Source organism: Acinetobacter sp. PC34 (assembly GCF_051789135.1).
Taxonomy (GTDB): Bacteria; Pseudomonadota; Gammaproteobacteria; order Pseudomonadales; family Moraxellaceae; genus Acinetobacter; species Acinetobacter johnsonii.
The window spans coordinates 2339192-2365328 of sequence record NZ_CP196664.1; the positions used below are offsets into that span (position 1 = coordinate 2339192).

30 protein-coding genes and 3 pseudogenes are annotated in these 26137 nt (G+C 38.7%); 14 read left to right on the forward strand and 19 right to left on the reverse strand.

Annotation, left to right across the window (positions count from 1 at the left end):
• Window positions 1-10 precede the first annotated feature (10 nt).
• The 5 genes from ACSC9N_RS11405 to ACSC9N_RS11425 all read right to left on the reverse strand — a co-directional run bounded on the left by ACSC9N_RS11405 (window position 11) and on the right by ACSC9N_RS11425 (window position 4595).
• Complete coding sequence (locus ACSC9N_RS11405) at window positions 11-1201, reverse strand: MFS transporter (protein WP_094148963.1); 1191 nt, start codon at window positions 1199-1201, stop codon at window positions 11-13.
• A gap of 383 nt (window positions 1202-1584) precedes the next feature.
• Complete coding sequence (locus ACSC9N_RS11410; RefSeq protein ID WP_004638728.1) at window positions 1585-2229, reverse strand: glycosyltransferase; 645 nt, start codon at window positions 2227-2229, stop codon at window positions 1585-1587.
• Window positions 2226-2825, reverse strand: a complete 600-nt coding sequence (locus tag ACSC9N_RS11415; protein WP_094148964.1) for a class I SAM-dependent methyltransferase — start codon at window positions 2823-2825, stop codon at window positions 2226-2228. The genes ACSC9N_RS11410 and ACSC9N_RS11415 overlap by 4 nt, the downstream gene beginning before the upstream one ends.
• A complete protein-coding gene (locus ACSC9N_RS11420) occupies window positions 2818-3594 on the reverse strand; it encodes a PIG-L deacetylase family protein (RefSeq protein WP_078424967.1) in 777 nt (258 codons plus the stop codon). The genes ACSC9N_RS11415 and ACSC9N_RS11420 overlap by 8 nt, the downstream gene beginning before the upstream one ends.
• Window positions 3582-4595, reverse strand: coding sequence for an acyl-CoA/acyl-ACP dehydrogenase (locus ACSC9N_RS11425; protein ID WP_058951824.1), 1014 nt, complete (start codon window positions 4593-4595; stop codon window positions 3582-3584). The genes ACSC9N_RS11420 and ACSC9N_RS11425 overlap by 13 nt, the downstream gene beginning before the upstream one ends.
• 263 nt (window positions 4596-4858) lie before the next feature.
• Here ACSC9N_RS11425 and ACSC9N_RS11430 point away from each other — a divergent pair, with 263 nt between their 5' ends.
• Window positions 4859-5092 carry a DUF2171 domain-containing protein gene (locus tag ACSC9N_RS11430; RefSeq protein WP_004772208.1) on the forward strand — a complete coding sequence of 78 codons (234 nt, stop codon included), beginning with the start codon at window positions 4859-4861 and terminating at the stop codon, window positions 5090-5092.
• A gap of 200 nt (window positions 5093-5292) precedes the next feature.
• Here ACSC9N_RS11430 and ACSC9N_RS11435 read toward each other — a convergent pair whose 3' ends face one another.
• Window positions 5293-6699 (reverse strand): iron-containing redox enzyme family protein, encoded by a 1407-nt coding sequence (locus ACSC9N_RS11435; RefSeq protein WP_058951822.1) that lies wholly within the window; start codon window positions 6697-6699, stop codon window positions 5293-5295.
• Window positions 6700-7315: 616 nt separating this feature from the next.
• On the opposite strand from ACSC9N_RS11435, the gene ACSC9N_RS11440 reads away from it, so the two are divergent.
• From ACSC9N_RS11440 to ACSC9N_RS11455, 4 genes are all read left to right on the forward strand, one after another.
• Complete coding sequence (locus tag ACSC9N_RS11440) at window positions 7316-7492, forward strand: hypothetical protein (RefSeq protein WP_004986537.1); 177 nt, start codon at window positions 7316-7318, stop codon at window positions 7490-7492.
• Window positions 7493-7599: 107 nt separating this feature from the next.
• A complete protein-coding gene (locus tag ACSC9N_RS11445; protein ID WP_004981674.1) occupies window positions 7600-7896 on the forward strand; it encodes a hypothetical protein in 297 nt (98 codons plus the stop codon).
• 71 nt (window positions 7897-7967) lie between these two features.
• Complete coding sequence (locus tag ACSC9N_RS11450) at window positions 7968-8651, forward strand: DUF421 domain-containing protein (RefSeq protein ID WP_004986536.1); 684 nt, start codon at window positions 7968-7970, stop codon at window positions 8649-8651.
• Between the two features lie 291 nt (window positions 8652-8942).
• The gene (locus tag ACSC9N_RS11455; protein ID WP_131230069.1) at window positions 8943-11021 is read left to right on the forward strand and encodes a catalase; all 2079 of its coding nucleotides are present in this window, start codon (window positions 8943-8945) and stop codon (window positions 11019-11021) included.
• Between the two features lie 67 nt (window positions 11022-11088).
• Here ACSC9N_RS11455 and ACSC9N_RS11460 read toward each other — a convergent pair whose 3' ends face one another.
• On the reverse strand, window positions 11089-11229 hold the full coding sequence (locus ACSC9N_RS11460; RefSeq protein WP_004676713.1) for a hypothetical protein: 141 nt from the start codon (window positions 11227-11229) through the stop codon (window positions 11089-11091).
• A gap of 215 nt (window positions 11230-11444) precedes the next feature.
• On the opposite strand from ACSC9N_RS11460, the gene ACSC9N_RS11465 reads away from it, so the two are divergent.
• The 6 genes and pseudogenes from ACSC9N_RS11465 to ACSC9N_RS11490 all read left to right on the forward strand — a co-directional run bounded on the left by ACSC9N_RS11465 (window position 11445) and on the right by ACSC9N_RS11490 (window position 15779).
• Complete coding sequence (locus tag ACSC9N_RS11465) at window positions 11445-12095, forward strand: SOS response-associated peptidase family protein (protein WP_094149022.1); 651 nt, start codon at window positions 11445-11447, stop codon at window positions 12093-12095.
• 107 nt (window positions 12096-12202) lie between these two features.
• Entirely contained in the window at window positions 12203-12838 is a 636-nt protein-coding gene (locus ACSC9N_RS11470) for a LexA family protein (protein WP_010326904.1), read from the forward strand.
• A 12-nt stretch (window positions 12839-12850) separates the two neighbouring features.
• Window positions 12851-14146 (forward strand): Y-family DNA polymerase, encoded by a 1296-nt coding sequence (locus ACSC9N_RS11475; RefSeq protein WP_010326905.1) that lies wholly within the window; start codon window positions 12851-12853, stop codon window positions 14144-14146.
• Window positions 14147-14150: 4 nt separating this feature from the next.
• Window positions 14151-14369 (forward strand): hypothetical protein, encoded by a 219-nt coding sequence (locus ACSC9N_RS11480; RefSeq protein WP_010326906.1) that lies wholly within the window; start codon window positions 14151-14153, stop codon window positions 14367-14369.
• A 56-nt stretch (window positions 14370-14425) separates the two neighbouring features.
• Window positions 14426-14647, forward strand: coding sequence for a DUF6500 family protein (locus ACSC9N_RS11485; protein WP_087014582.1), 222 nt, complete (start codon window positions 14426-14428; stop codon window positions 14645-14647).
• Window positions 14648-14857: 210 nt separating this feature from the next.
• Window positions 14858-15779 (forward strand): annotated as a pseudogene (locus ACSC9N_RS11490) (IS481 family transposase).
• On the opposite strand, the pseudogene ACSC9N_RS11495 reads toward ACSC9N_RS11490, so the two are convergent.
• The 3 genes and pseudogenes from ACSC9N_RS11495 to ACSC9N_RS11505 all read right to left on the reverse strand — a co-directional run.
• Window positions 15761-15940 (reverse strand): annotated as a pseudogene (locus tag ACSC9N_RS11495) (transposase); the annotation flags it as partial. The pseudogenes ACSC9N_RS11490 and ACSC9N_RS11495 sit on opposite strands and share 19 nt — an antisense overlap.
• Window positions 15941-15978: 38 nt before the next feature.
• The gene (locus ACSC9N_RS11500) at window positions 15979-16527 is read right to left on the reverse strand and encodes a cysteine hydrolase family protein (RefSeq protein ID WP_094149105.1); all 549 of its coding nucleotides are present in this window, start codon (window positions 16525-16527) and stop codon (window positions 15979-15981) included.
• Between the two features lie 83 nt (window positions 16528-16610).
• Window positions 16611-17495 (reverse strand): MBL fold metallo-hydrolase, encoded by an 885-nt coding sequence (locus ACSC9N_RS11505; RefSeq protein ID WP_005176778.1) that lies wholly within the window; start codon window positions 17493-17495, stop codon window positions 16611-16613.
• Window positions 17496-17627: 132 nt separating this feature from the next.
• Here ACSC9N_RS11505 and ACSC9N_RS11510 point away from each other — a divergent pair, with 132 nt between their 5' ends.
• Window positions 17628-18605 carry a GlxA family transcriptional regulator gene (locus tag ACSC9N_RS11510; RefSeq protein WP_439036037.1) on the forward strand — a complete coding sequence of 326 codons (978 nt, stop codon included), beginning with the start codon at window positions 17628-17630 and terminating at the stop codon, window positions 18603-18605.
• A gap of 456 nt (window positions 18606-19061) precedes the next feature.
• Here the strand turns inward: ACSC9N_RS11510 and ACSC9N_RS11515 are convergent, their stop codons facing one another.
• Entirely contained in the window at window positions 19062-19994 is a 933-nt protein-coding gene (locus ACSC9N_RS11515) for an IS5 family transposase (RefSeq protein WP_131230067.1), read from the reverse strand.
• A gap of 64 nt (window positions 19995-20058) precedes the next feature.
• Here ACSC9N_RS11515 and ACSC9N_RS11520 point away from each other — a divergent pair.
• A pseudogene (locus ACSC9N_RS11520) lies at window positions 20059-20508 on the forward strand (SDR family oxidoreductase); the annotation flags it as partial.
• A gap of 405 nt (window positions 20509-20913) precedes the next feature.
• Here the strand turns inward: ACSC9N_RS11520 and ACSC9N_RS11525 are convergent.
• From ACSC9N_RS11525 to ACSC9N_RS11555, 7 genes are all read right to left on the reverse strand, one after another.
• The gene (locus tag ACSC9N_RS11525; RefSeq protein WP_094149115.1) at window positions 20914-21219 is read right to left on the reverse strand and encodes a hypothetical protein; all 306 of its coding nucleotides are present in this window, start codon (window positions 21217-21219) and stop codon (window positions 20914-20916) included.
• Between the two features lie 235 nt (window positions 21220-21454).
• A complete protein-coding gene (locus tag ACSC9N_RS11530) occupies window positions 21455-22105 on the reverse strand; it encodes a DUF6088 family protein (protein WP_228260981.1) in 651 nt (216 codons plus the stop codon).
• Between the two features lie 26 nt (window positions 22106-22131).
• Window positions 22132-22413 (reverse strand): hypothetical protein, encoded by a 282-nt coding sequence (locus ACSC9N_RS11535; protein WP_094149079.1) that lies wholly within the window; start codon window positions 22411-22413, stop codon window positions 22132-22134.
• A gap of 32 nt (window positions 22414-22445) precedes the next feature.
• Complete coding sequence (locus ACSC9N_RS11540; protein ID WP_094149077.1) at window positions 22446-22691, reverse strand: type II toxin-antitoxin system HicB family antitoxin; 246 nt, start codon at window positions 22689-22691, stop codon at window positions 22446-22448.
• 95 nt (window positions 22692-22786) lie between these two features.
• Window positions 22787-23170 (reverse strand): hypothetical protein, encoded by a 384-nt coding sequence (locus ACSC9N_RS11545; protein ID WP_094149075.1) that lies wholly within the window; start codon window positions 23168-23170, stop codon window positions 22787-22789.
• A 33-nt stretch (window positions 23171-23203) separates the two neighbouring features.
• A complete protein-coding gene (locus ACSC9N_RS11550; protein ID WP_094149073.1) occupies window positions 23204-23968 on the reverse strand; it encodes a hypothetical protein in 765 nt (254 codons plus the stop codon).
• Window positions 23958-24956, reverse strand: a complete 999-nt coding sequence (locus tag ACSC9N_RS11555; RefSeq protein WP_439036038.1) for a CAP domain-containing protein — start codon at window positions 24954-24956, stop codon at window positions 23958-23960. The genes ACSC9N_RS11550 and ACSC9N_RS11555 overlap by 11 nt, the downstream gene beginning before the upstream one ends.
• Window positions 24957-25028: 72 nt before the next feature.
• Here ACSC9N_RS11555 and ACSC9N_RS11560 point away from each other — a divergent pair, with 72 nt between their 5' ends.
• The gene (locus tag ACSC9N_RS11560) at window positions 25029-25730 is read left to right on the forward strand and encodes an IS1 family transposase (RefSeq protein WP_005005861.1); all 702 of its coding nucleotides are present in this window, start codon (window positions 25029-25031) and stop codon (window positions 25728-25730) included.
• On the opposite strand, the gene ACSC9N_RS11565 is transcribed toward ACSC9N_RS11560, so the two are convergent.
• Window positions 25723-26127, reverse strand: coding sequence for a hypothetical protein (locus ACSC9N_RS11565; RefSeq protein WP_439036039.1), 405 nt, complete (start codon window positions 26125-26127; stop codon window positions 25723-25725). The genes ACSC9N_RS11560 and ACSC9N_RS11565 overlap by 8 nt on opposite strands.
• Between the last annotated feature and the right edge of the window lie 10 nt (window positions 26128-26137).

The following is a 26137-nucleotide window of genomic DNA, read 5'->3' on the forward strand; positions in this document are numbered from 1 at the left end:
ACTATGAGGCTTATTTCACATAAGTAAACCGATTTAAAGCCACAATCAATAATAATAGACCCGATAGTGCCATAAACACTGTACTTAGGCCAATCAGCTCACTCACCATTCCAATGAAAGCAGGTCCAACCAGAATACCCGTATAAGCCATGGTCGAAACACAAGACAATGCAACTGCGCTCGGCATCACCGTCTGACGTCCAGCACGGGAAAACATGATCGGGACGATGTTAGAACAACCTGTCCCAACCAGTGTATAACCCACTAAAACCAGCCACCAATAAGGCGCGATACTGACCAAAGCTAAACCTAAAGTTGCACAAATCGCGCTATAGGTTAAAAGCTTTTTTTCACCAAAATAACGGATCAGATAATCCCCCGTAAAACGTCCTGTGGTCATGGCAATCGCGAAGAAGGTATACGCCAATCCCGCAAAAGTGGTATTAACTCCATATTGTTGCGTTAAATAAATACCACTCCAGTCCATCGCCGCGCCTTCCACCATGAAAATGATGAAGCAGGCAATACCAATTAATATAATCAAAGGTTGTGGCAGGCGCTGGCGTATCGACTTTTTCACTTTCGAAGATGCTTCAAGACTGGTATTTTCTACAGCTTTTATGCTGTATGGCACTGAAAGAAAAATAATAATTACCAACAGTAAACTCACAGCAAATGCGCTCATAACAGCCGAAATACTTAAAGCAAGCAATGCAGTAATCGTCAGTACCCCAGCTAATCCGCCTAGACTCGCCATACCATGAAAGCCAGACATCAATGATTTTAAGCTATTTTTCTCAACCACTACGGCCTGAATATTGAGTGCAACGCCCAGACTTCCTGCTGCTGTACCAAATAAGAATAAGGTGATCGCCATCATTAACGGCGTGGTCCATAAGCTTAGGCTTGGCAATAAAACGGCAAGCAAGAGTAAAGCGAAACCGATCGGCACACGACAACCAACACGCTGAACAATTTTACCTGTTGCAGGCATAGCTAGCATTGCACCTAAGCCGCTGCATAATAGCAACAAACCAAAATCGGCATGATTAAAATGTAAACGTTGCTGGGCAAAAGGAATCAGCGGCGCCCATGCAGCCGTGGCGAAACCAAGACCGAAAAAGCTAAAACGAGTTGAAAGACGTTGAGCACTTAATTGAATTTCAGGATCAATAAGAGCAGTTCTGGAAAAAAGGATCATTTAATACCATCCACACAAATTAACTCAGAGCGTCCATCTCGGATAAATCGCCATAGAAAAACCCCTGCTAATCTATAGAGAAGTTCTATAAATCCACAGAGGCTTTTATGACGAAATTATACACAAAACCAATCTAAAAACAGTATTTTTTACAAAAATAAAATTTATATATATCAATAACTTATTATTACTTATCCAAATAAAATTAAAGCATTTATTTTTAACACTTTTTCTTCTTAGCTTTTCAATTTAATTAGGCAAAGATATGAATTTACTTAAATTTTGTAAAGATGACAGAATTAAATAGCTCATTTATAAAGCTGAATAATATATGTCACCCGCTAAAGCTGTGGATTAACTTTCTCTCTCGAATTAGGTCAATTTTATAAATGTTTTAAAAAGTACGATAAACCTTCAGGTGCACGTCCATTTAATCGACTGCTAGTGGTGACGCGAACCAAATTGCTCCAAGTGATTTTGCAACATTGCTTAATAAATTTTTCAATTAATGAGACATCCTCATGACAAGGAATAGGTTCAAAGCCTCCCGCCTGAATATAGGCTTCGGCACTAAAGCTTAAATTCGCCCCATGTATATGTTGATGATCCATCATGTCTTGATAATGCGTCAGATATTTTTGCTGTTGTTGTATTGATAAGTGACTAAGATCATCCAGTATAACGATTCCACAAATAGCATCTGTTGGCTGATGTCGCATTTGGCATAGTAACCAATCTGGATCTACAATTGTATCAGCATCCGTGCAAGCGACCCATGTAACTCCTTGATCGATTAGCTGCCTAATGCCAAGGTCTCTGGCCTTGCCCACACAAGCAAAATTACATTCAAGCCAATTCATTTGATGTGACTTTACAATCATGAGGGACTGGTCAGTACAACTGTCTAAAACCACTAGAATCTCGACCTGACCGTGACCTATATGCTGTATAGCGTGTTTAATTGACTGCAAACAAGCGGATAAATTCTGTTCCTCATTATGGGCTGGGATAACAATACCTATTTTCATACTAAGCCCTGTTGTTTTGCCAAAGATGAAGGATTTACCGTCCAGATATCAATGATGAAATCTGGATCATTCAGACTTAAATAATGAGTGAACAACAAAGATTGTTTTAAATAATGATGGACTTGATAAGCATCTAGTTCAAAATCCTGAATGGCGTGACGCCAGTGACAACACAGGATTTCACCTTGTGACGTTAAACTGTCTTGGAGCTGATCGATCAGTTCATGCAGTTCATTGCTTGATAAGTAATAGGCCACTTCACTGATGACAATCAGATCAAATTTCTGTTCAGGAAAATATTCAGGAATTTTTTGGTGTTGAACGCTCACATGCTTCAAATTCTGTAAACGTTTAGCGGCCCAATGAACAGCATGTTCAGAAAAATCTAGACATAAAAGCTGATCAGCGCGTTTGGCTAAATGTACACTTAAATGGCCATTGGAACAGCCGATTTCCAACACTGATGAATAACGCTGTTGAGTAAGCAATGCCAAACAAATCTGCCTTTTACGAGCTTCATACCAATGTAAATCATAGCCCCAAGGGTCATTATTGTGATGATATAAGGCTTCGAAATATTGATTAGAATCATTCACAAAGATAAACCTCCCAAGGCATTAACAAACGTTCGATGATTGCTGGAGATAAAATCGCAGCATTGCCTGTACTTTCATCAGCTTCAATCTGACTCTTAAACTGCATGATGGCCTGACGTTTTTTGATTAATTGGGCCTGAGTTAAGTTGTAAGCTCTAGCCTTTTGCCAGTGGATACGCGGATCTAGTGGTCGCGCCCAATGCCAAGCCCAGATCAGCACGTGTAAATATGATATGTCATGAGCTAGAGCAAATGCCTGTACAGTCTTTCCTACCGCTTCATGATCTGGATGCCCATCCAGTGCATAGCTACAAATTAAAATATCTTCCGCTTTAACCAACTTGTCTAATTCTTGCCACAGATGTTCCCTGTGCAAATGAATCTGCCCGTCTGGTAAATTTAATGCAATACGTTGAACATATTCAGAAATATCTAGACACTGTAAAGCCGCTAAGCTTTCTTGTGGGCGAATTTGATCTAATTGATCTGGGCTGTATTTGGTTGAATGTGGATGGCTTTGTGTCCCATTACTGACGGCAACGATCACCAACTGACAATTCAACATAATTAATTGTTGCATCAAGCCGCCACACCCCAGTATCTCATCATCTGGATGGGGTGCGACAATCAAGATTCTTTTAGATTGAAATTTTTTAAAATTGAGTAGAGAAAGCGGCTGCTGCTCAAATGCATGCAGCCATTGTTCTCGGGAGGTCCCTTGCCCTTCAATAATACGATCTTCGACTAAAGCATGTTTTAGAGCTGCCATGATATTTGCTCCTGTAAACATCGTTCAGCAATTTGCTCATCATCGAATGCCGCATGACTTTGCCGAATAAATACAGGTAAATCAGCCATTAGGCTGGCAAAAGTTGCTTGTTCACAAAAAGGCCGTGCTCCAAGCGCTTTTCCTACCCCTTCAATAACCTCCAAACAGCTTTGTTCTGCCTGCGCACGCAAGATCCGTACATCCCGTTCATGGCTAAGCTTGGGTTGGCTATCAATCAGTTGCGCGATATATTGGAAATATTGTCGGGTTACAGCAAGTCGAGTTACCAACCGCCCTAAATACATTTTCTTAAAAGGATTAGGGGTTTTAAGGCAACTTTGTTGTAGCTCATCCACTAACCGTACCGCGGCACCGTACCAGCAAGCTGCAACACCCGCAGCACCATGCCAAAAACCAACCCGATCAAGGTAGTCATTGGGATGACCAATGAGTTTGACTGCTATCCCCTGAAAATTGACTCTTGCGGTCTGTGTTCCCTTCATGCCTATAGCTTGCCAGTGAGCCAGATCAATGGTGATCAATGATTGGTTGAGGTCAATAATGCAGAGCTGAGATTGCCCCTGTTGATCTTTAAAACTGATTAATGCTTTATGAATAAATTCAGCGCCTGAACACCACGGCTTAATTCCATGACAAAGCCCATTTTCGACCTGTAACGGCACGGGTCCACCATCGGCAGCCCAAACAGCCCATGTCTCCTCATTGATTTCATGTTGATAACCGAGTTCATGCAAAATACTTAAAGCATCAAAATGGGACTCAAAAAGCTTTCCTAAACTTAGGTCAAAGCCAGCTATCTGGGCAAAAATTTGCCAGCGTTGATAGGTTTGTCCCGAAGCAGGTTCAGGCAATCGTCCAACAGAATGAATCAACTGTTTCAACACAATCGGACGTTGACTTAGCTTTTCTTCAGCTGAATACTGCTCAAAGCGATTTAATATGTCTAAAGTTGAGCCTTTTATAAATATTTTTCTATTCATTCTTAAAATTTTAATTCAAATGAGTTTATTTAAATAATAATTGAAATAATCTGTTTAGTTAAATAGATAAATTGTAATGAAAAGATAATTATTCGTAATTATTTAACTATTTATTTCTTTTGTTTCATTGTTAACTAAATAGCAGGTTTATGTGAATCTATAAAATCATCATGTAAGGATTATTTAAAATCCAACAATTATGATGAAATAAGCAGTAGCTTAAAGGCTTCTGTGTTGTAATGTTTATAAAAGAGGTTTAAGAAATGAGTACTTTAAATATTCAAGATATTAAAAAACATTCAGATGTAATTGCTTCTTGTGGTACCAAAGTCGGAACAGTTGATCATCTCGAAGGTGATAGCCAACTCAAACTGACGCGTGATGAAAATGATCAGCATCATCTGATCCCAACGGCATGGATTGGTGAGGTCAAAGATGACAAAGTAGTTCTGATTAAAAATTCAGAAGAAGTTAAGCAACAATGGCAAGCTATTTAAATTATCGTAAAATAAAGAGTACGGCTAGACTTTGATCGTACTCTTTATTTCTTTGTAAGTAATTTCAAAAAAGCCCTAATCCTTCGCAATGTCCGTTTGAGTCATAGGTATTTGATTTCATACTTGTAAAAAATAGCTAGATGCAATCTATTTGTCATAGACTACATCTATTCTGTATAAATTAATAAGTTAGCCTACTCTTATTTAAAATTACTGCCTAAGAATGGGAAAATATACTCAACTACTTTTTGCGTAGCCCATAAACCAATCTCTTGGTGATGTTGATGTGGAGCTAAATATGGCATCAATTTGCTAATTTTATGCCCAGTATTTGTAGATATCTGAATTTGCTGCTGTAACAGCGATAATTCTTTTTCTGACAAATAACTAAAATCATTTAGTTCTATAAAGTTTTTTATATATTCTGTATTTACTGGGTTAATGCGTCTACTTAAATTAGCACCCGCAATCCAATCATAAATAAAAGCTTTTTCTGCAGCAGAGAAAACACCAAACATTTTCCCATCTTCTTCATTGATCATTTTCCAAAATCGGCTATGTTCTGGATCTTCGTTAAGCTTAATCCATCCTATTTTTATTAGCTCACTAATGAATTCCTCAACCTGATCTTCTTCTGATAGCCATGAATTTACAGACTTATTATTAAACTTGCATTTCTCATTATGCATGTGCTTTCCAACCAAAGCTTTGCTCTTGAAAATTTCCAGAACCACTCGCTCAGTATTTAGGTTCTTTATTATTTGAACTGAGCTAACTCCCCGATTATTCAATAAAAAGCCTATCTTTAATTTACGAATAAATTCGGATTGATTTGGGTAGCGTTTGGCTAAACATTTAATCGCATTTGTAGCTAATTGAGCATGCCCATTATCAAAGTTATCAATTGTAATGTGTAGGTTAAAATATTTGGAATCAATACCTAACTCTTTAAGTTCATAATTTGTAATCAGTAAATGAAGTGGTAATTGTTCGTATCCAAAATTAAAACCTGCAATCTCGGGTATAAAATCTGATGGAGCATAAGCTAAAGCTAATTGTATTGCTGACTGGTGATAATATTCATCAGGCAAATTCATTGAAAATTGATGAAGACCAAGTGATAGAAGTAATTTATTGAAAAGTTTTACATGGTTACTTTGACTGGAACCTAACCCCAACTCCTCAACATATATCTGTATAAAGTCTCTAAAAGCTGGATCATTCCAGTACTGTGTAAAGCTATAAAGCCAAGCCCCGTCTACACGTTTGGTCGGTGCTACTTTGTATAAAAACTCATAAGCTTTACTTGTAGTTCCAAAAAACTCCCTTGCACTCCCATTTTCACGCCTTTCTAAGTACTCTTTGTAATGCAAGCATTGTGTTTTATTTTGTTTCTGCATCCAGACTGCCAATTGATCAACATTAGTAGGAAAATCAGAGAAATCACTATCCAAATGAAGTATTTCGTTTTCTAGGAAATGAAAAGCTTTCAACTCTTTTGCAGAACGCGACACTGATGGATCTAAGAAAAATTGTGTTATTTCAAAATATTTCTGATGGGCATCGGTTATTAAATTTAAAATTCTCTCTTTTACTGCAGTAGGCATTATAATTCTCTCGCGGTAAATAACTTATACCAACATAATTGACACTTGCACTTAATTAATTAACAACTTTGAAAAGAAACGTTAACAAATGTAATCCTTTAGTTTATTTATTTTAAAATACAAAAATTTAAGTAAATAATTATAATATTTGAAATAAAGAAACATTTCACAATCTGTGATATAAATCACACTCATTGGAATTAAAAAAATTATGGTGTTTAAAATTAGTAAAAAGCATTATATCTAATTTATAAAATTTTTAACTTTATTTATTGAAAGTACAAGCACCGTTATTATTCCTTTCGTTATTTCATTGATCCAACACAGATTTTTATTTTTTCAAATTCAAAAAAATCAATAAATTACAAACACAAATCCAATCAAAAAGATATAAATCTGAATTAAGAATAAAATTTAACATTGTTAGCCTTTTGTAAAAAACAAAATATATATTTCCATTTATTATCAACACCTAAACCTTTAAAACAAACACAATTTAACTCAAAAATTAAAATGTAACACCTCTGATGTTTTTTAAAACACAAATTATGATATTAATAATAAATCTACTGATTAATTAATGTAGATTAATTCTAATCTTATGAGGTTCAGTAAAATGACTAATCAAAATCAACAGCAGAAAAATCAGCAACAGCAGCAGCCAAATCAACCGCAAAAAAAGCCAGATCAGCAACAACAGCAACAGCAACCAGACCAACCACAAAAAAATCCGAATCAGCAAAAACAACCGAACCAAAACCAGAAAAATGACCAACACGCTCAACAGAAATAATAGTTTTTCATGTTGAATAATATTATTAAATTCTTAAACTCATTCATTAATTAAATCCAACTATGAATTTTTTTTGAATTCTTAGTTGGATAGAATTGGAGTTCATTATGACTATCAATGACCATCAAGACGAAAACCCAATCAAGCATGATTGGCGTACAGATTATTCAAACCGCCCATATTACGGCGATATCCAACGAGAACTTCCTGATGTAGATTATGACCGTGATCTTCGTTCAGCCTATGAATTAGGTCAGCATGCCCGAAATGAGCGTGGTACTGATGCACGATTTGAGGATTCAGAAAGTGATCTAAAAGTAAAATGGGAAGAACTAAAGGCTGAATCACGCTTAAAGTGGGAACAAGCCAAACATGCGATTAAAGATGCATGGGACAAAATGTAAGCCAATATAATGATAATGAGCCTTTTAGGCTCATTATCAGCACATCTAAATAATAATTAAATAGGTGTAAAATGGACTTTATAAAAATACTATTAGCTGATACTACATTTACTTTTGCAGCAGAAATTGTACTTCGTAGTGTCTTGATGTACTTCCTGATTATCTTAGTTTTAAGATTTTCTGGTAAACGTGGTGTTAGACAACTTTCCATCTTTGAAATCGCAATTATTCTTAGTTTAGGATCTGCTGCTGGCGATGCTATGTTCTATGAAGAAGTTCCGATCATACATGCTGTCATCGTTTTTGCAGTAATTATGGCTTTATATCGCTTAACAACTTATTTAATGATGAAATCCGATGCTATTGAGACCGTATTGGAAGGTCGACCTATATACATCGTCAAAAATGGTTTACTGATTGTTGAAGATATTAAGCAAGAAAAGTATTCATACGATGAATTCTTTGCTGAAATGCGCCAAAAAAAAATAGAGCATCTCGGACAAGTTAAAATAGCACTGCTTGAGACTGATGGCTGCCTAAGCGTGATCCCATATTCTAAAGAAAATATAAAATGGGGCCTTCCTCTGTTTCCCGATGAATACCAAATCGCAGATCATCATAATGTCGATCACTTTTATTCTTGTATGTTGTGTGGTCAAACCCAACGTTTAAATCATTTAAATGAAGAATGCCCTCGCTGTCAAAATACAAAATGGGCTAAATCCTGTTTGTATTGCGAGGAATATCAAAATTAATAAGCTTTTGTTTTGACTTAGATTATTTCAATATTATTTAAAATGAATAGTTTAAGCGAACAAAAAATACACATTTCTTTACCTTACTCAAAGCATAAATACTTAAAGTTTATATGGGTATCTTTGATCCAAAAAAGAGTTTTCTTGCAAGAAACTCATATTCGATTGTAGATAACCTAATTAAATTGTATAAGCACACAATATCCGTCAACAAATAAGCCATTAACTTAAGTGAAAACAAATACTTAATTTCACAAAACGTTATAAAGCAAATGTATAAGAGAATGTGATATGAAAGAACCAAATACACCAAAAATCGACCAACTTTCTGAGGAAGCATACGTGGATCCTATAGGTAAAACCCTTACCTCTTCTTTAGGTGTTCCCGTAGCTGATAATCAAAATAGTCTAAAAATTAATGAGAAAGGCCCTACTCTTCTCGAGGACTTTCTTCTAAGAGATAAACTTATTCATTTTGATCGTGAGCGTATTCCAGAACGTGTTGTACATGCTCGAGGGGTCGGTGCTCATGGTTACTTTCAAGCTTATACAGGTAATGAAAAATGGACTAAAGCCAAGTTCCTAACGGACACAAATAATCGAACTCCTATCTTTGTCCGTATTTCTACAGTTCAAGGTGGGCGAGGTTCGGCTGATGTCGTTCGAGATGTACGAGGTTTTTCTATAAAATTTTATACTGAAGAAGGAAATTATGATTTGGTGGGGAATAATATCCCTGTCTTCTTCATTCAGGATGCTATTAAATTTCCGGACTTTGTTCATGCAGTAAAACCAGAAGATGCCAATGAAGTTCCAACTGGTCAATCTGCCCATGATACTTTCTGGGATTTTATTTCTTTAAACACCGAAGCATCACATATGACTACTTGGATAATGTCTGATAGAGCAATTCCAAGAAATCTACGCTCTATACAAGGTTTTGGTGTCCATACATTTAGATTGATTAATAAGAATAATGAAGCATTCTTAGTGAAATTCCATTGGACTCCAAAGCAAGGGGTAGCTCAAGTCGTCTGGGATGAAGCTCTAAAAATTAATGGCAAAGATCCCGATTTTCACAGACGTGATCTGTGGGATGCTATTGAGCGTGGCAATTACCCGGAATGGGAATTAGGCGCACAAATTTTCTCTGAAGAAGATGCAAAACAATGGGACTTTGATGTCTTAGATGCCACAAAATTAATCCCAGAAGAACTTGTACCAGTTACTCCACTAGGTAAATTTGTTTTAAACAAAAATACAGATGATTTTTTCGCAGAAACAGAACAAGTTGCTTTTAGTCCTGCAAATATTGTCTCAGGTATAGATTTTAGTAACGATCCCCTTTTACAAGGACGGCTATTTAGCTATACGGATACTCACTTACACAGACTAGGTACGGTAAATTTTAATCAAATTCCAATTAACAAACCCGTTTGTCCTTTTCATACGAATAGACGAGGTGGTTATGCTAATCACGAAGTTTATAAAGGAAAGGCAAATTATGAACCTAATTCTGTTGATGAAAATTGGCCAAGAGAATCACCTAATGACAGTGGTGCTTTCAAGACACATCCTGAAGAAGTACAAGGCAGCAAACTAAGAGTTCGACCAGAAAGTTTCGCTGATCATTTCTCGCAAGCCACAATGCACTACCATAGTTTGGAAAAATATGAACAACAGCATATTAAGGATGCATATTCTTTTGAATTATCTAAGGTTAAATCGGAAGATATCCGCAGACGTGTAGTTTACGCTGTCTTAGCTAATATTGACTTGGACTTAGCTGAATATGTTGCGAAAGAGTTAGGTATTAAAACTCCCCCTAAACAGCAAGATAGTCTGCACCAACCCGTAATTGCATCTTCGAAAAGATTAAGTACCTCATCTTTTCCTGCATCTGATATTAAACAGCGAAAAATTGCCTTGCTCGTTCATGACGGTGTAAATGCGTCATCAATAGATGATATTAAAATATGGGCTGAAGCAGAAAAAGCTATTGTGGAAACTTTAGCACCGAACGCAGCCCCTGTTAAATCTAGTGATGGCAATGAAATACCAGTAGATGGAAGACAAAATGGCGAGCCTTCAGTGACTTATGATGCCGTAATCGTGATTGATGGGAATAATTTAGAAGTATTTAAGGCTGATGGAGTTTCTAAACATTATGTATTAGAGACATATAAACATCTCAAGCCTATTGTTTTCCTGGGTGATAAATGCGCTTTAATAGATGAGTTTCAGCTCACTAAGGATGCAGCTCTATTCTCTACTCAAAATTTTAAAGAGATCCAAGATCAATTCAAACAAGCTATTCAAAATCATCGTTTGTGGGATAGAGAAAAAGTTGTCGCAGCTATTCCAGCATGAATCTATTTGAGCTTAAAAGTAGTGTAAGCATTTGATTTCAAAAAGCCCTCGACGAGGGCTTTTTGATCTACTTTTGCTCTTTAAGTGGATTCTCAGGTTCTTGATTTGGTTTTTTTTGGGGATCTGGATTCTGATAGGTTTTCTGATCACCCTTGTCATCGTTTGATTCTTTTTGAGGTTTTGATTCTGGATTTTGCTTATTAATCATGTCGGTTCCATCACCAGTATAGCTTATATAAATAAATATGACTTGTAGAGCTGAGTATCAATTATAGATATGTAAAACTCACTGTTTTTAGGTTTAATACTGCAAATTCTTATGTGAGCACTGCGTTGACGATACTAAATTGTTTTGAAATCATTTTATTCTTAGTTGGGTTATTATTTGAGCGATGATTACAAAGAATAAAAAGGGATAAGTCTATGTGCGCAGACTTTGAAGCTATCAGAAAGAATCGTGCTTTTCTCCTAGATCTCCCTGAGCCTGATCAGTTGGAGTTCCCTGAAGACATTTTCCCGAACTATCCTTCACCTTTGATCTTTTCCAATGACGGCAAGATCGAATGGAGATCAATTAATTTTGGAATGATTCCCAAATGGGCCAAGGAAAAGAATTTCGGCAAGTACACATACAATGCCCGGACTGAGACGGTCGCTGAGAAACCCAGTTTTAGGGAAGCTTGGCATAAGTCTCAGTTTGGCTTGATTCCAGTCGAAACCATCTTTGAACCTAAATACATTGACGGGAAATCTCACTGGTATGGGATTGCACGTGAGGATGGCATGCCCTTTACTGTGGCGGCCATATACGAGAATGCTGTCATCGATGGGGAGCAAATCCGATCAATGAGCATGCTCACCATCAATGCCGATAAACACCCCTTTATGAAGCAATTCCATAAACCTAAAGATGAGAAGCGCTCGATCATCGTAATCCCTGACGAATACCGCGAAGAATGGCTGAATTGCAGCTTTAAAGAGGCGCATGAGTTCTTCTTTGAAATGCAGGATGAGTACATCACCTTCCCTAAATCCCACTTATCCGAAAATGGTGCTCAACCTAATTTAATTTGAAGGTGCCTTGATTATCCACAGCTTTTAAATTTGAAATTTAATTCAGCGCAGACTATTCTAAAAAAAGAGTTCAGTTCCAAACACGCCTCGTAGCGTAGGAGTCAAACATGTCAAAGAAACTACCGATCTATTTCTCGGATGACGTCTGGTCATTCCTTCAAACACTCATGGGTCCCGATGGTGCTCCTAGTCCTACAGTCAATGCTGTCTTTGAAAAAATACAAAAAAAGCATGAGCTAGGCTCTAAGTTTGATCTTAAAGAAATTTCAGTCAAAACCCGCCTCGAAATTCCGTCTGCACTGGAACGTTTTTCAGCTGGTCCTGCTTTTGGTACCAAAGACCATATCGATAAGTCGATCGACTTAAATGACTTTCTTATCTTCAACCCCATATCCACTTTTATGGGACGGGTTGATAGTGAGTCTATGCTTTACGCTGGTTTTGAAATCGATGACCCTTTCTTGGTCGATAAGAGCATTACAGCACAGCATAGAGATATCGTTTTAGCCCTCATCGATGAGCGTGAAATAACACTTAAGCGGTTAATGATGACCGCTAAGATGTCAAAACAAGAAATCAAAGAAATGTTTGGGGATGAAGACTATGAACTTCCCCCTATTTGGCTGAGAGCTGAAAATCCAGCTTACGAGCATATTATTCCTAAAGACAGCCAGTCTATCTCTATCCAAGGGGTTGTGACTTTCAACCTCAAGCAATTTTATAGACGCTCGACCAGCAAATAAGAAGTATAAAAAATGAAAGCTGAAAATCGTATATTCGCGTTAGTGGACGTGAATAACTGCTACGTCAGTTGTGAGCGTATTTTTAATCCGTCCCTTAATAATCGTCCGGTCATTGTTCTCTCGAGTAATGATGGTTGTGCCGTGGCGCGCTCCCAAGAAGCCAAAGACATTGGTATTAAAATGGGTGTGCCGGTATTCCAGATTCAAGACATCATCAAGAAGCATGATGTTCAGGTGTTCTCCAGCAACTTTGCCCTATATGGGGCCATGTCTCGTCGTTTTATGACTTTACTGGGGATGTATGTTGCACCAGGAGAGCAAGAGATTTATTCAGTTGATGAATGCTTCTTGGATCTCACCAGCTATGAGCACTTATTTGATTTAACCGACTATGCCCAAGACATTCGCAAGACTGCTTGGCAGTGGCTCACTTTACCCTGCTGTGTGGGCATTGGACGTTCAAAGACTGAAGCCAAAATTGCCAATCATCTAGCCAAGAAGAATAAGTTCTTTAATGGAGTGTGCAATCTGGTCGATATGGATCCCTGCTCAACTGAAGCCATGCTTGCACAGATCGATGTTGGCGAGGTTTGGGGAGTTGGTCGCCAGAACAGTAAAAAGCTCAATACAATGAATATCCGTACCGTTTTGGATTTAGTTCAAGCGCATCCAGCAGAGATTAAAAAGCAGTTCAGTATTGTTATGGAAAAGACTGTACGCGAGTTGAATGGGATCTCATGCATCGATCTAGAGAGTGATGCGCCTGCTAAAAAGCAAATCATCAGTAGCCAATCTTATGGCCAACCGATTTACGACATTGAAAATATCAAATCCTCAGTGCGTTTATATGTGCAAAGAGCTGTCTCAAGGCTTCGGGATGATATGTCCCTATGCAAAATGATTGGGGTGTTTATTCAAACTGGTCGCTTTGATAAATGTGCAAAATACACACCTTACGTGATTATGCAGCTACATGAACACAGCGATGATGTATTAGAGATTACCCGCATAGCAATGCAGGCCATTGATGAAATATTCAAACCCGGATTTAAGTATAAAAAGGCAGGCATCATCCTGATGGAGATCATACCTAAAACCAAATTCTCCCCTGACCTATTTACCGATTATTCTCTACAGATTAAGCGAGCCAAGCTCTCCGACACCTTAGATCACATCACCCACAAGTATGGCAAGAACACGCTGTCGTTGGGCTTGTGTGGGCGAAAAGAAGAACACTGGCAAATGAATCAAGAACGCAAATCCCCAAACTATTTAACCGAATGGAATGAACTCTTTAGAGTGAGATAAGACTATGCATTTATTTAAACTTTCAAATGAACAATTGGCACAGATTTTAATTCCTAAGCGGTTCGTGCCGCCTACTCCTGAAGAATTCAAAGACAAGAATATGGTCTATGTCTTTGACAGTGAGGATAAGTTTGAGCTGACTTATGATGAGCTGGTTGAGATTATTGGTAAGGCTAGACAGGCTGGACCTAGAATGATTCCAGTGTTGGGAACAGTAAACTAAAACAATCGGCAGGAATACGGGTTTTAGAGAAATTGAACAATTGAAGTAGGTCAAAAATGAGAGATGAATTAAAAGAAATTTTTATTCGTGGGTGCAACGAGAAAATTGAGAAAAAAGGAGAAAATGTCGGTCTATCCTTTTATGCTTTCTTCAAGAATAAAAATGATAATCCAGAACTATTAATGGAGGCTGCTCACTGGTGGATTATGAAACACAAATTAGATCACTTCGAGAAAGCAGTTAAAGTTAGGCAACTTGTTTTAGGTGAGTCAAAGTAATAAAAAACAATGATAGAGCGCTTAACTCTATCATGGTTTGATATAGGATATTGATTATTACAATAAAAATTATAAACAAAGTACAATATTAAAATCTTAGTCTTTAGCTAGGTGTTTAGTCCCAGATTTTAATGGTGCAATATTCTCAGATAAATGGAAGGAAGCACTATGGGACAAGTTCTACACAGCAGCGCCACAACGACATAGGCAGTGCGTCGAGCAATACAAAATAGTCAAGAGAGCTTAAGAACGCTAGCCAAGCGTTACGGCATCAATCAAAAGACCGTCGCAAAATGGAAGAAACGTACTTCAGTAGATGATCTTCAACCGGGCCAAAGAATCCTCGCTCAAGCGTGTTATCGCCTGAAGATGAGGCGGCAATTGTTGCTTTTCGAAAACGCACTTTGTTGCCGCTAGACGATTGCCTTTATGCATTGCAGCCCAGTATTCCTTATCTGACACGCTCGTCGTTACACCGCTGCTTGCAGCGGCATGGTATTTCACGACTACCTGAGGTACAAGGTGATCGCCCTGTCAGGAAGCGCTTCAAGAGCTACCCCATTGGTTACTTTCATATCGACATCGCTGAGATGCAAACAGCACAGGGTAAGCTTTATCTCTTCGTTGCAATTGATCGCACTTCCAAGTTCGCGTTCACTGAATTGCATACTAAAGCCAGTAAGATGGCAGCCGCGGAGTTCATGCGCAATCTGGTTAAGGCTGTGCCCTATAGAATCCATACGGGCTAACAGATAACGGCATCCAGTTCACGAACCGCACCTGTGATCGCTACGCCTCTGAGCACATCTTTGATCGGATTTGTACTGAATGTGGCATTGAACATCGTCTTACCAAGGTTAAGCATCCATGGACCAATGGACAGGTCGAGAGGATGAACCGAACAATTAAAGAAGCTACTGTCAAACGGTTCCATTACGACGATCACACTCAGCTATGCATTTACCTTGCTGATTTTATTGCTGCATACAACTTCGGCCGCAGACTCAAAACACTCAGGGGCCTGACTCCCTACGAATTCATCTGCAAACAGTGGACAGATGAACCTGAACTTTTTAAAATTGATCCGATCCATCAAATGCCGGGACTAAACATATTCCATTTACCAAAATGAGGAGGTAGATCACGCCATGGACTGCCTGTACGGGCAATCCATAGGACTGCTTCTAAAAATAATCGATTATCTTTTCCACTACGACCTCGATCGGTCACTTTACCTAGGCAAAAAGGTTCCATTTTTGCCCATTGGGCATCAGTAAGTATGTATCTATCCATAGTACTATTATAAATTAATCAGTAGCCTTTGTTAATTCTCAACAAGCCCTAACATAATCTTCAGTTGATATTACTTGAGCATATGCAAATTCAAAAGCAGCCATTAATGTTGCATGTACATGACCAGCAGGTACTTTGATACCATTAAATTCTTGGTCTAGCGTTGCACAAGCATCATGAATAACTTTTACCTTGTAACCAAAATCAGAAGCAGCACGAACAGCAGCATCAACACACATATGGCTCATAGCACCAATCACGACTAACTCAGTCACTTGATTGCTATCTAAAATTTCTTTGAGATTCGTATTTAAGAACGCATTGATGTGATTTTTAATGATTACAGCTTCATCTTCTTGCGGCTTAACTGTGTCCTGAAATTCAATACTATTTGAGCTAGGTTCAAATATAGGAGATTCAGCATCAGCAATATGTTGCACATGAATCACTTGAGTACCCAGTTGACGGGCTTTCGCAATTACTTTCACTGCATTAGCAGCAGCTTGTTCAATATTTACCAATGGTAATTTACCTGTAGGTAGATATTCATTTTGTAAGTCGATAACTAATAAAGCTGATTTTGACATACCTATTCCTTTACTTAACTAATATTTGTTTTGTTCTACTTATGTTTTAAAGAAGTGGAATGCTTCCACTTCTTTAAGTCACTTTAGAAAGAAAGCGTTTCACCATCGATAGGAATTAAAACCTTATCTTGGATTCCTTTGTCCTTTACGTAATCTGCAAGCTCAGCACGTGTTACCGACATGTGGTTAATTGCATCCATGTGAACAGCAACCACTTTAGCATTTGGTGCTTTCTGAGTTGCATGATAAGTATCTTCTTTGCCCATAATAATGGATTCTTTAAAGCCATCAACCAAGGCGTTACCTGTATTCAAGACAATCACATCAGGTTTAAATGTTTGAATCGCTTGATCAACTTCAGAACGCCAGATGGTATCTCCTGCCACATAAACAGTTTCATGGCCAGCAGCTTCAAATACCACACCCATTGCTTCACCTAATCCAGCTTTAAGCTTAGGAATACGGTACATGGCATCAGTACCGTGTTGACCACCAGTTTTAGTGAGCTTAATCCCTTCAAAGGTCGCTTGAGTTAATACACGAACATCTTTGAAGCCTTGTGACTGAATGATTTTCTGGTCTTCTTTATTCTGTACAAACAACGGCATGTTTTTCGGAATAGTCGCTTGTGCTGCATCATCCCAATGATCTAAATGGGTATGGGTCACGATTACCGCATCTACACCTTCTAAAATCGTTTCGGGCTTGATAGGCAAATCGACTAATGGGTTCCGTAAATAGCTACGATGAGTATCAGGAAAACCTTCATAGAATCCTTTTTTAGCAAACATTGGGTCAATTAAAAAAGTCGTATCAGCATAGGTTACTTTAATCGTTGCATTGCGAATTTCTTGTATATGCGTAACTTTAGAAGTATCTCGCTGAACCACCTTGTCATTCGCATATAAATGGACTGAAGCCATTGCCAGAGAGAGTGCAATAACAGAGCTACTTAAAATTTTATTCATGTTCCAGATCCAATCATTTAGTCATACTCGAATCATGATAGGAAAAATTAAGCAATAAAATTGTCTTTAAGGACAATCATCGAAACTATTGGGACAACATGCTATATTTATTATTTTAGAGAGGTAGACCGAATGGCTATACCAGTGATTGGATTGTTCGTTTATCCCAATATAAATCCATTTCACTTCTCTATCCCCCATATCATTTTCAATATCAGGATTGAAGATAAACGCTTATTTGATCTGAAAATTTTTTCTATAGATGGCCAACCCGTAAAAACAGAACAGTCTATGATGATTATCCCTGATGGGGGGATCGAACTCATTAAAAAGTCGGATCTTATTATTATTCCTGGATGGGATGATTTTAATCATGAGCCTGAAGAAGTACTTATCAATGCCCTAAATTGTGCATATCAGACTGGAATTAGAATTGTAGGGTTATGCTATGGAACTTATGCATTGGCATATGCAGGGCTGCTTGACCATAAAAAAGCAGCTACGCACTGGATGGCTGAACAAGATTTTAGTGAACGATTTCCACAGGTTCAGCTTGATAATGACGCCCTGTATGTAGAGGACCAAAGGATCGTAACCTCTGCTGGAACAGGCGCAGCGTTAGACTGCTGCTTGTACTTGGTACGTGAAATCTATAATGCACGAATTGCGAATAAAGTCTCTAGAGTAATGGTGATCCCGCCTCACCGTGAAGGTGGGCAAGCTCAGTTTATTGAACAGCCAGTCGCAGAATCGAGCCAAGATGCACAAATTAATGTATTACTTGATTTTTTAAGAACGAATTTAGCTTTACAACATAATATTGAAAGCCTCGCTGAACGGACACATATGACACGCAGGACGTTCACACGGCATTTTAAGAAAGCGACAGGCATGACCCTAGTCGATTGGCTGAATACTGAAAGAATCAGATTAAGTTGTGAACTTTTAGAAACGACAAACTTGTCTATCGAAAAGATAACCGAGCTTTCAGGTTTTAATAATACCGTGTCATTTAGAAAAAATTTTCGTGAAAAATATGGCACCTGCCCACTAGCATGGAGAAAAGCATTTGGGATCAAAAAAAAAGATAATCATCCCCACTTTCCATAAAAGAATTATTCGAATCAGCCCTCACAAATGGACTATTCCAATTCACACACTGCACAAAGACAGTCACATGTACCTTTATCAAAATCGAATCCGCTGTTCAGGCTGAGAGCAGGATGCACAGCATGAATGTTTTGATCATGATAGAAACAAAGCCTTTTCTTTAGCATGTAGATTAATAAGCCCTTGCATACTTTTACCTCCTGCATTCCCCCAAACAGTGAACTGATCTACTACACTACAAAACACTATATGCTCAATAGTAATAGTGACTTTTCATAAGTATTGCCTAATAGAAACGCTCCACTGTAGTCTATGGAGTTCAGCCTAACCATTTGTGCTACTTCTGATATCAGTTAGGTGAAATAAATTTCAGATATAGATGTAAACAGAATACATTTTATAAAGGCTTTGTTGCACAAAGATTTGAAATGCAAAGCGCCCCTAATTGAGCCAAATTTAAGGCGTAACTTGGGTAAGTGGTCGACCTAATTCCGTAAATCTGTTAAGGACTGCTACACGTGCATGGATCTCATTCACTTGGCTATCAAAACTCCTTGCACTGAGTTTATCTCCTAATAATTTGATGCAATGCATCTTAGTTTCAACCAAACTTCGCCGATGATAGCCTGACCATTTTTTCCATAGTGTCCTGCCTAAACTTTTAATTGTTCGAAGTAATTCATTTCGCTCTAGCGAGCTACTCTTTGTATCTTTCCATGGTTTCGCATTTTTTCTAGGTGGAATCACCGCATGCCCTTGCCGATCTGCAATGACCTGACGGCATTGCTTGGTGTCATAAGCTCCATCGGTATAAACAGAGTTAATCTGCTCATCTTGTGGAATCTGATTAAGTAAATCACCAAGCACCTGTGAATCACTGACATTATTGGTTGTAAGCTGAACTGCTCGTATTTGTAGGGTTTTAGCATCTATACCAATATGAAGTTTACGCCATTGGCGACGATATTCAGGTCCATGTTGCTTGCGTTTCCATTCGCCCTCACCTAGAAACTTCATGCCTGTAGAGTCCATGAGTAGATGCAGCCCATCGCTACTTTTTTGGTAGCTGATTACAATATCAATATGCTTTTGTCTTCTACAAAGCGTGGTGTAATCTGGAGCTATCCAATTTAATCCGCAAAGTTTAATCAGACTTTGCACAAAGCCAGTGACCATACGTAAAGACAGACGGAATAAGGATTTAATCATTAAGCAGCATTGGATGGCTGCGTCGGAGTAGGTTTGATTTCGCCCTTGTTTGTCTTTTGATGGCGCATACCATTGCGTAGCAGGATCAAACCAAATGGCAATATTTCCGCGACTCATGAGTGCTCGGTTATATGCGGGCCAATTGGTTGTGCGGTAGATTTTGTGTGTAGGCTTCTTCATTTGAAAATTATATCGCTGAAAAACCCTTTACAGATAGGTTTGTGCAACAAAGCCCTTTCAAAATATAACGATAGAACAATTAGAAATAACATTTAAAACAAATATTTACTCGATGTTTTATCTGACTCAAGCAGTACTTCCTCATTTGAAAGAAGAGGACAGTATTATCAATACAACAAGTATTACGAGTTATCAAGGTCACGATGAGTTAATTGACTATGCAAGTACCAAAGGTGCTATTACAACATTTACGCGTAGTCTTTCTAACCATTTAATGAAGCAGAAAAAAGGAATTCGAGTAAATGGTGTGGCACCGGGTCCCATATGGACACCGTTAATTCCAAGTAGCTTTGATGCTGAAACAGTTGAAAAATTTGGTAAAGATACCCCAATGGGTAGAATGGGCCAACCAAGTGAAGTCGCTCCTGCATATTTATTCCTAGCCTCTGACGATGCAAGCTATATTACTGGGCAAGTCATACATGTGAATGGTGGGGAGATAGTCAATGGTTAATTTTGAAATTAGACCTCTTTCTAGAGGTCTTTTTATAGCATAACGAGACTATCATATATCTACGTATACAAAGCACGCTAATACAACAAAATGCTTTGCTCTATTTATTAGAATTTTAAGAAGAAAAAAAAACTTGTTGTGAAAAAAGAAGCCTGAAAGAGATTTTTTGTTTACACTGAATTACCTCTAATCTTCTTACGTAAGTGGTGGAAAAGATATTCTGAGCAAGGTGTTGATGGATTAAATTGTATTAGTCCTGACTTAATCTGACAGTTACCGATATTTGCTTAAAACTGTCTAGGATAAACTCAATCGGATTTTTCAAAGAGGGAATTTTAGCCCTATTTTCTTAAGTGGCTTATGCCGAAACAACAAAAATGGGAGCTGATCAACAGCTCCCATTTTTTATTTTTGTTCATGTTCTTTGTAGTATTGATGTGCTCTCTTAGAATTATGTTTCCAACTTTTAGCAACTTTATAAACGCAAGTCGGAAAATCATCCCAAACATGAGGTAAGCCTGTACCACGTGCTACACGAATTTTAAGCGAATAGCTTTTGTATTCAATACAATGCAAAAAATAAAAGCTACGCTCTTGCTGAGTACTAAATTTCTTAAATATAGAACTTCTGACATTAGGGTAAACCTTCCAAAGATAATCGTGTCGAGTACTTTGTATTGATTGCTTGTATTGATGTTTTAGTTTTTTCATTGTTCCTCCTAGGTAACATTACCTAGAAGGGATCCTCTGCGAAATAGTACATCGTCTTTAGCCCTGTGAATTAAAATTTAGCATGTAAAAATATCACCAAGTAGTATGAAATAAACTACTGCAAGGTAGTATAACTAAAATCAATGTATACAATATGTGAGCCCCATTATTTACTAAATACTGTCTTGTTTATTGGGCTCAGGAAAAATATGAGGAATTCAAAACATTCTTAGCATTAAATCCTGAAGCAGGAGATGTAGAGCCTAATGCAGGTGGCAGTCCAATTTTCATAATCACTCATCAACCTTTTGATCCATTTCGGCAAATCCGCTGAAAGTAACTTTGCATACTCGTCAAGTGATAACTGATCTTTGATCGCTTTTATGATCTTATCATCCACAACATTTGATCCTAAATAGTATAAAGCAGAGATCGCCATACCTACTTTTTGTAAAGGGTATTGGAGCAGTCGCTGATCATCCGTGTGATTCAGTACCACATCTACCCCAGCCAGTTTGAATCGCCTTGAACGGCCATTGGTATGTAAGACATAATATAGAGGAACTTGAGTACTTAACCCAAAACGATTGGCACAATAGCCACCATCATATTGAAACGTCTCACCAGTTAATCGAGTTAACGCGGCTAACACTTTGGAGAGGTCAGGCGGCAATACTCTCGGCGGATTCAACAGATGAGTGTATTTAACTTTATAGTAAATGTTAAACACAACCTGACTGACCTCCCCCTGATCCAAATAGGGTGATAAAAAGCTTAACAGCTGCTTCTTGGAAAGAGCAACACTGAAATCTTGAACAGAAAATACTGAGCCTGCTGCTAAATTTTTCAATTCAGTGGCCAATCGTCTTTTAATATTTTCATCCATAGGCACAATTCATCATCTTGATATACTTATCTCAGACCGAAATTTTCCAATGCAGCTTCATTAAAATCCTGATTAAACATCTGCTTCACCCGATGTTCTCTTTTTAACGTTGCGACTGTAGCGAAGAAACACGCCTCACATAAATACAGTTCATAGTATTCTCCAGCATGCTTGGAGCCATTGCCCCAATTGGCAGACAGGACAGCATGGTTCAGTTGAGTGGACTCCTTACAAACGTCACATAAAACATCTATCGTTTGCTCTAGGTTGTTGTATTCTTCTAAGTCTTCCTGTTCTTTGCTTTCCACATTAGTCTCCTCACTTTTGATGCTTGTGAGATTTATGTCAGTGTCTGAACCAAAGCAATCAGGATCTCACCCTTTTGGCATTCACTGGGTGGAGGTAAACTCCGACCCTCTTCAAGATAGAAGTCTACACTGGTAAACAGCGCATCTTTGGCCATCTGTAGCGCATCCTCGAAATTGTCACCACAAGTCATTGCCTCTGGAATATCCCGAAATGAAATGTTGTAAGCCTGCCCTTCTTGTTCAAATTTTGCTGGATAAAATATTGGACTACACACCATGATCGAATTCCTTTAATACTAATCAAACCATTCATTTCTTGCTTTTAAAGCCCCTGTCTCAGCAAGGGCCTGTCTTGATCATTGTTTTAAATGCTTTATCTAAAATAATAACCCAGCGTATCGTCTTTTGAGTCTCCCCACCCTGTCCAGATTTCTGTCAGCTGGACATAATCCTGATTGATGCTTTTGACTTTGTATAAAAAGCTACGGGGCGGCGAAGTCTCATTGAGGCGTACTTTTTCGATTAAAATAAAGGTCTTGTCATCCAACCATCTGACCCTAAGCGGCATAGGATCCTGACACTGTCCCAATTCTGCATACATCGCCGCATCTTTACCATTTTTGGAGAAGGACAAGCCGGCACATTGGACCTCAGGGATGTCCATCACCAGACGTTTTCCGATCAGGCTTTCTTTGGCGCCCGCACAGGCCAAGCTTGAAAGACTGAGACATAAACCCGCTAAAAATATTTTTTTCATGACGTTACTCTTTCTTTATTCAGTTGAAGCGGTTTAAGACATATTGTCAATAAAGCCACACTGTAAAATGTGCAGTGATGGATCTATTGGATGGTCATACAGACTGATATAAGCAATCATGCTGCTCAGATCAGAAACATCCCGTTTGTAATGTTGGGTATAGATGTAAATCTGTTTAGGGCTGTAACGCTTTCCATTTTGAAAGACCTCGCCGTTAAACACCTTTAAATGCGGATACTGTTGAAAGACCTGCTGGGTCTTAGTACGTTTCTCATTATCATGTGCTGAGGCTTGATCCCACTGCTGTTTAAAGCGTTTAAATTGCTGCCCGCTATAGGGACTGAACTGAATCTTTAACCCTTCCTCTAGCTTCTGCTTGGTTTGGGCCATATCATCATTGCGATAAATCGAAGTACTTGCCCCAGCCACACTGACCTGCATCAAAGCCTCAATCCGTTGGATCGGATTGCTTTTATCTTTGGGCAAATAGACTTCTATTTCAGGACAATCCTCACAGTAGTTTTCATCGTCTGGATCATCCACAACGCTTGATTTTTGCTGGGTGTAGTGCTGCTTAAATTGTTGTTGCAGAGTCGTTAGATTAGAGGCTGCGGTATGCGTCCAATCTCCTGTGGCCAATTGATTGCTAAAAGACTGTTCTTGCTTGGCCCAATCCAAACAATTTAAGCCCTGCTCTAAAGTCACTGCATTGGAAGTAGAAACCGGCTGTGCCACCACAGTCTGCAATGCCAATAATGAAGCGCTGGCGAGTAAAAATGATCTCAGCTTAAATCTCATTGGATGATTCTCCTGCTGAGCGTTGTTCTCCTGATAAGCGTTGTTCACCAGACTGATCATCAACTTTAAACCAGTAGGCATAATCCTCAGCTTTTCCATCCACCATCACATGCTGCACATTAACGTCATAGATCACGTTGTATTCCATTGCGCTAAAATGAAATTGCAGATTATTGGCCACTAAACCATAGCTGATATTGTCATACTGGATGTTGCTGATCGTTTGAACTTGCTGATTGTCTCGTCTAGTCACTGTAAGCTTCACCTGTGAAAAATCCACCGTATTGTTGGCATAGGCATTTTGTGGATTGACTAAAATCGACAGGGATAAGGGTTCGGTTTTTGCAAAGAATTTCTTCGGATACACATGATACGGATAGGCAATCACCCCTTTTGGCATCGTGGTACTTAGGGTTTGCGATGCATAGGGATAGACCACTTTCATGGCAGCGCCTAAGATGGTCGCTACGCTTTTAGCCTCGGTATTGGAGACTTCGCCATAGGCGGTTTTAGTCAGGAATGGACTCAAGATATGACGTCGATGTCCAATACTGGCCGAGTTTTTTTCAATCAGCCAGTTGATCACATGGGTATCTGCACCGTAGCTGGCTAAAGGCTGATAGGCTTGAACAAAGTTCAAGTTCGATGTTGAAGCCCCTTGATAGCCAATGTCACTAAAACAGCGCCAAGTACGATCCGGATAGTGTGAGGTCTTTTCATTCACCGCCAGTAACATAGAGGCTTGCATCATCTGATCTTCATAGGCTTGGTCATAGCGAACTTTCGGCAGATTATGTAAGGCACGAATCTCATTCAGGGTATTGATAAACAGCTGACGCTCCGCCTCACTGGGTCTCCCTGCCTGACAAGCATTCAAATCTTTATGCTCCTCTGCATCCGCCTCAATGACATCTACCACCATCGTGCTATTCACAGGCAGAAGCTGTGAGGTTCCCGCCTGTGTCAGTTTTAAAGTACATTTGCCCAAATCTAAGGCTTTTGGTGGTGTATCAAAAAGTATGCTAAAAAAAAGCAGGTTGAATTTTGATAAAATAGAGAAATGCAAATAACTCTAGAAATCAAATGTCCAACCTGCCTCAGTGACAGTATAAAGAAAAATGGCATCAAAGTAGATGGGAAACAAAACTACCAATGCAAAGACTGCAAACGTCAGTTTATTGGTGACCATGCTCTGAGCTATCTAGGATGTAATTCTGGCATTACTCGTAAAATATTACAGTTAATGGTCAGAGGCAGCGGTATACGAGATATCGCTGAAGTTGAGCGCATTAGTATCGGTAAAGTCTTACGGACTTTAACTGAATCGGCCTATCAAATTCAGCCTAAACAAAGTCATTATGAATCTCTCGAAGTAGATGAATTCTGGACTTTTGTTGGAAATAAAAATAATAAACAATGGCTTATTTACGCCTACCATCGAGAAACAGGTGAGATTGTTGCTTATGTTTGGGGTAAGAGAGATTTAGCTACAGTCCAAAGGTTGAAGACAAAGCTTAAACAATTAGGTATTCACTACACCCGAATTGCAAGTGATCATTGGGACAGTTTCATCACTGCTTTTAAAAACTGCAAGCAAAGTATTGGTAAGTTGTTTACTGTAGGAATTGAAGGTAATAATTGCAAAATAAGGCATCGAATAAGGCGTGGTTTTAGAAGAAGTTGCAATTTCTCCAAAAAGCTTGAAAACCATTTTAAAGCCTTCGACTTAACCTTCTTTTACATCAATAATGGCTTCATTTAATGTCAGCATACTTTTTAAAACACCACCAGGCTTTTAACTCGCCTTGTTCGAAGTCACAAATATTCGGACTTTCACTGCTAAAACTGAGGGCCAGATCTTGATCCGTCTTTAGGTTCAACTGATAGGCCTGACCTTTGAGAAAGCGCTGGAGCTGTAAGGGTTCAAAGCGTTGTGCTGTCTTGTTTTTACAGATCCCTTCTTGGAGATATTGCGTTTCAGAACACGTGACAGGCTGAGGTGAAGTACCACCATCGTTTGCTCCATCCGTTCCACCACTATTGGAACCAGTGCTTCCGCCTGAACCACCACCGCCACATCCGACCATGGCCATACTGATGGCCAGCATCAAGGTGCTGGTTCTAATCGATGCTATCCCCGTTTTTGAATGTTTCATCATTTTATTAGCC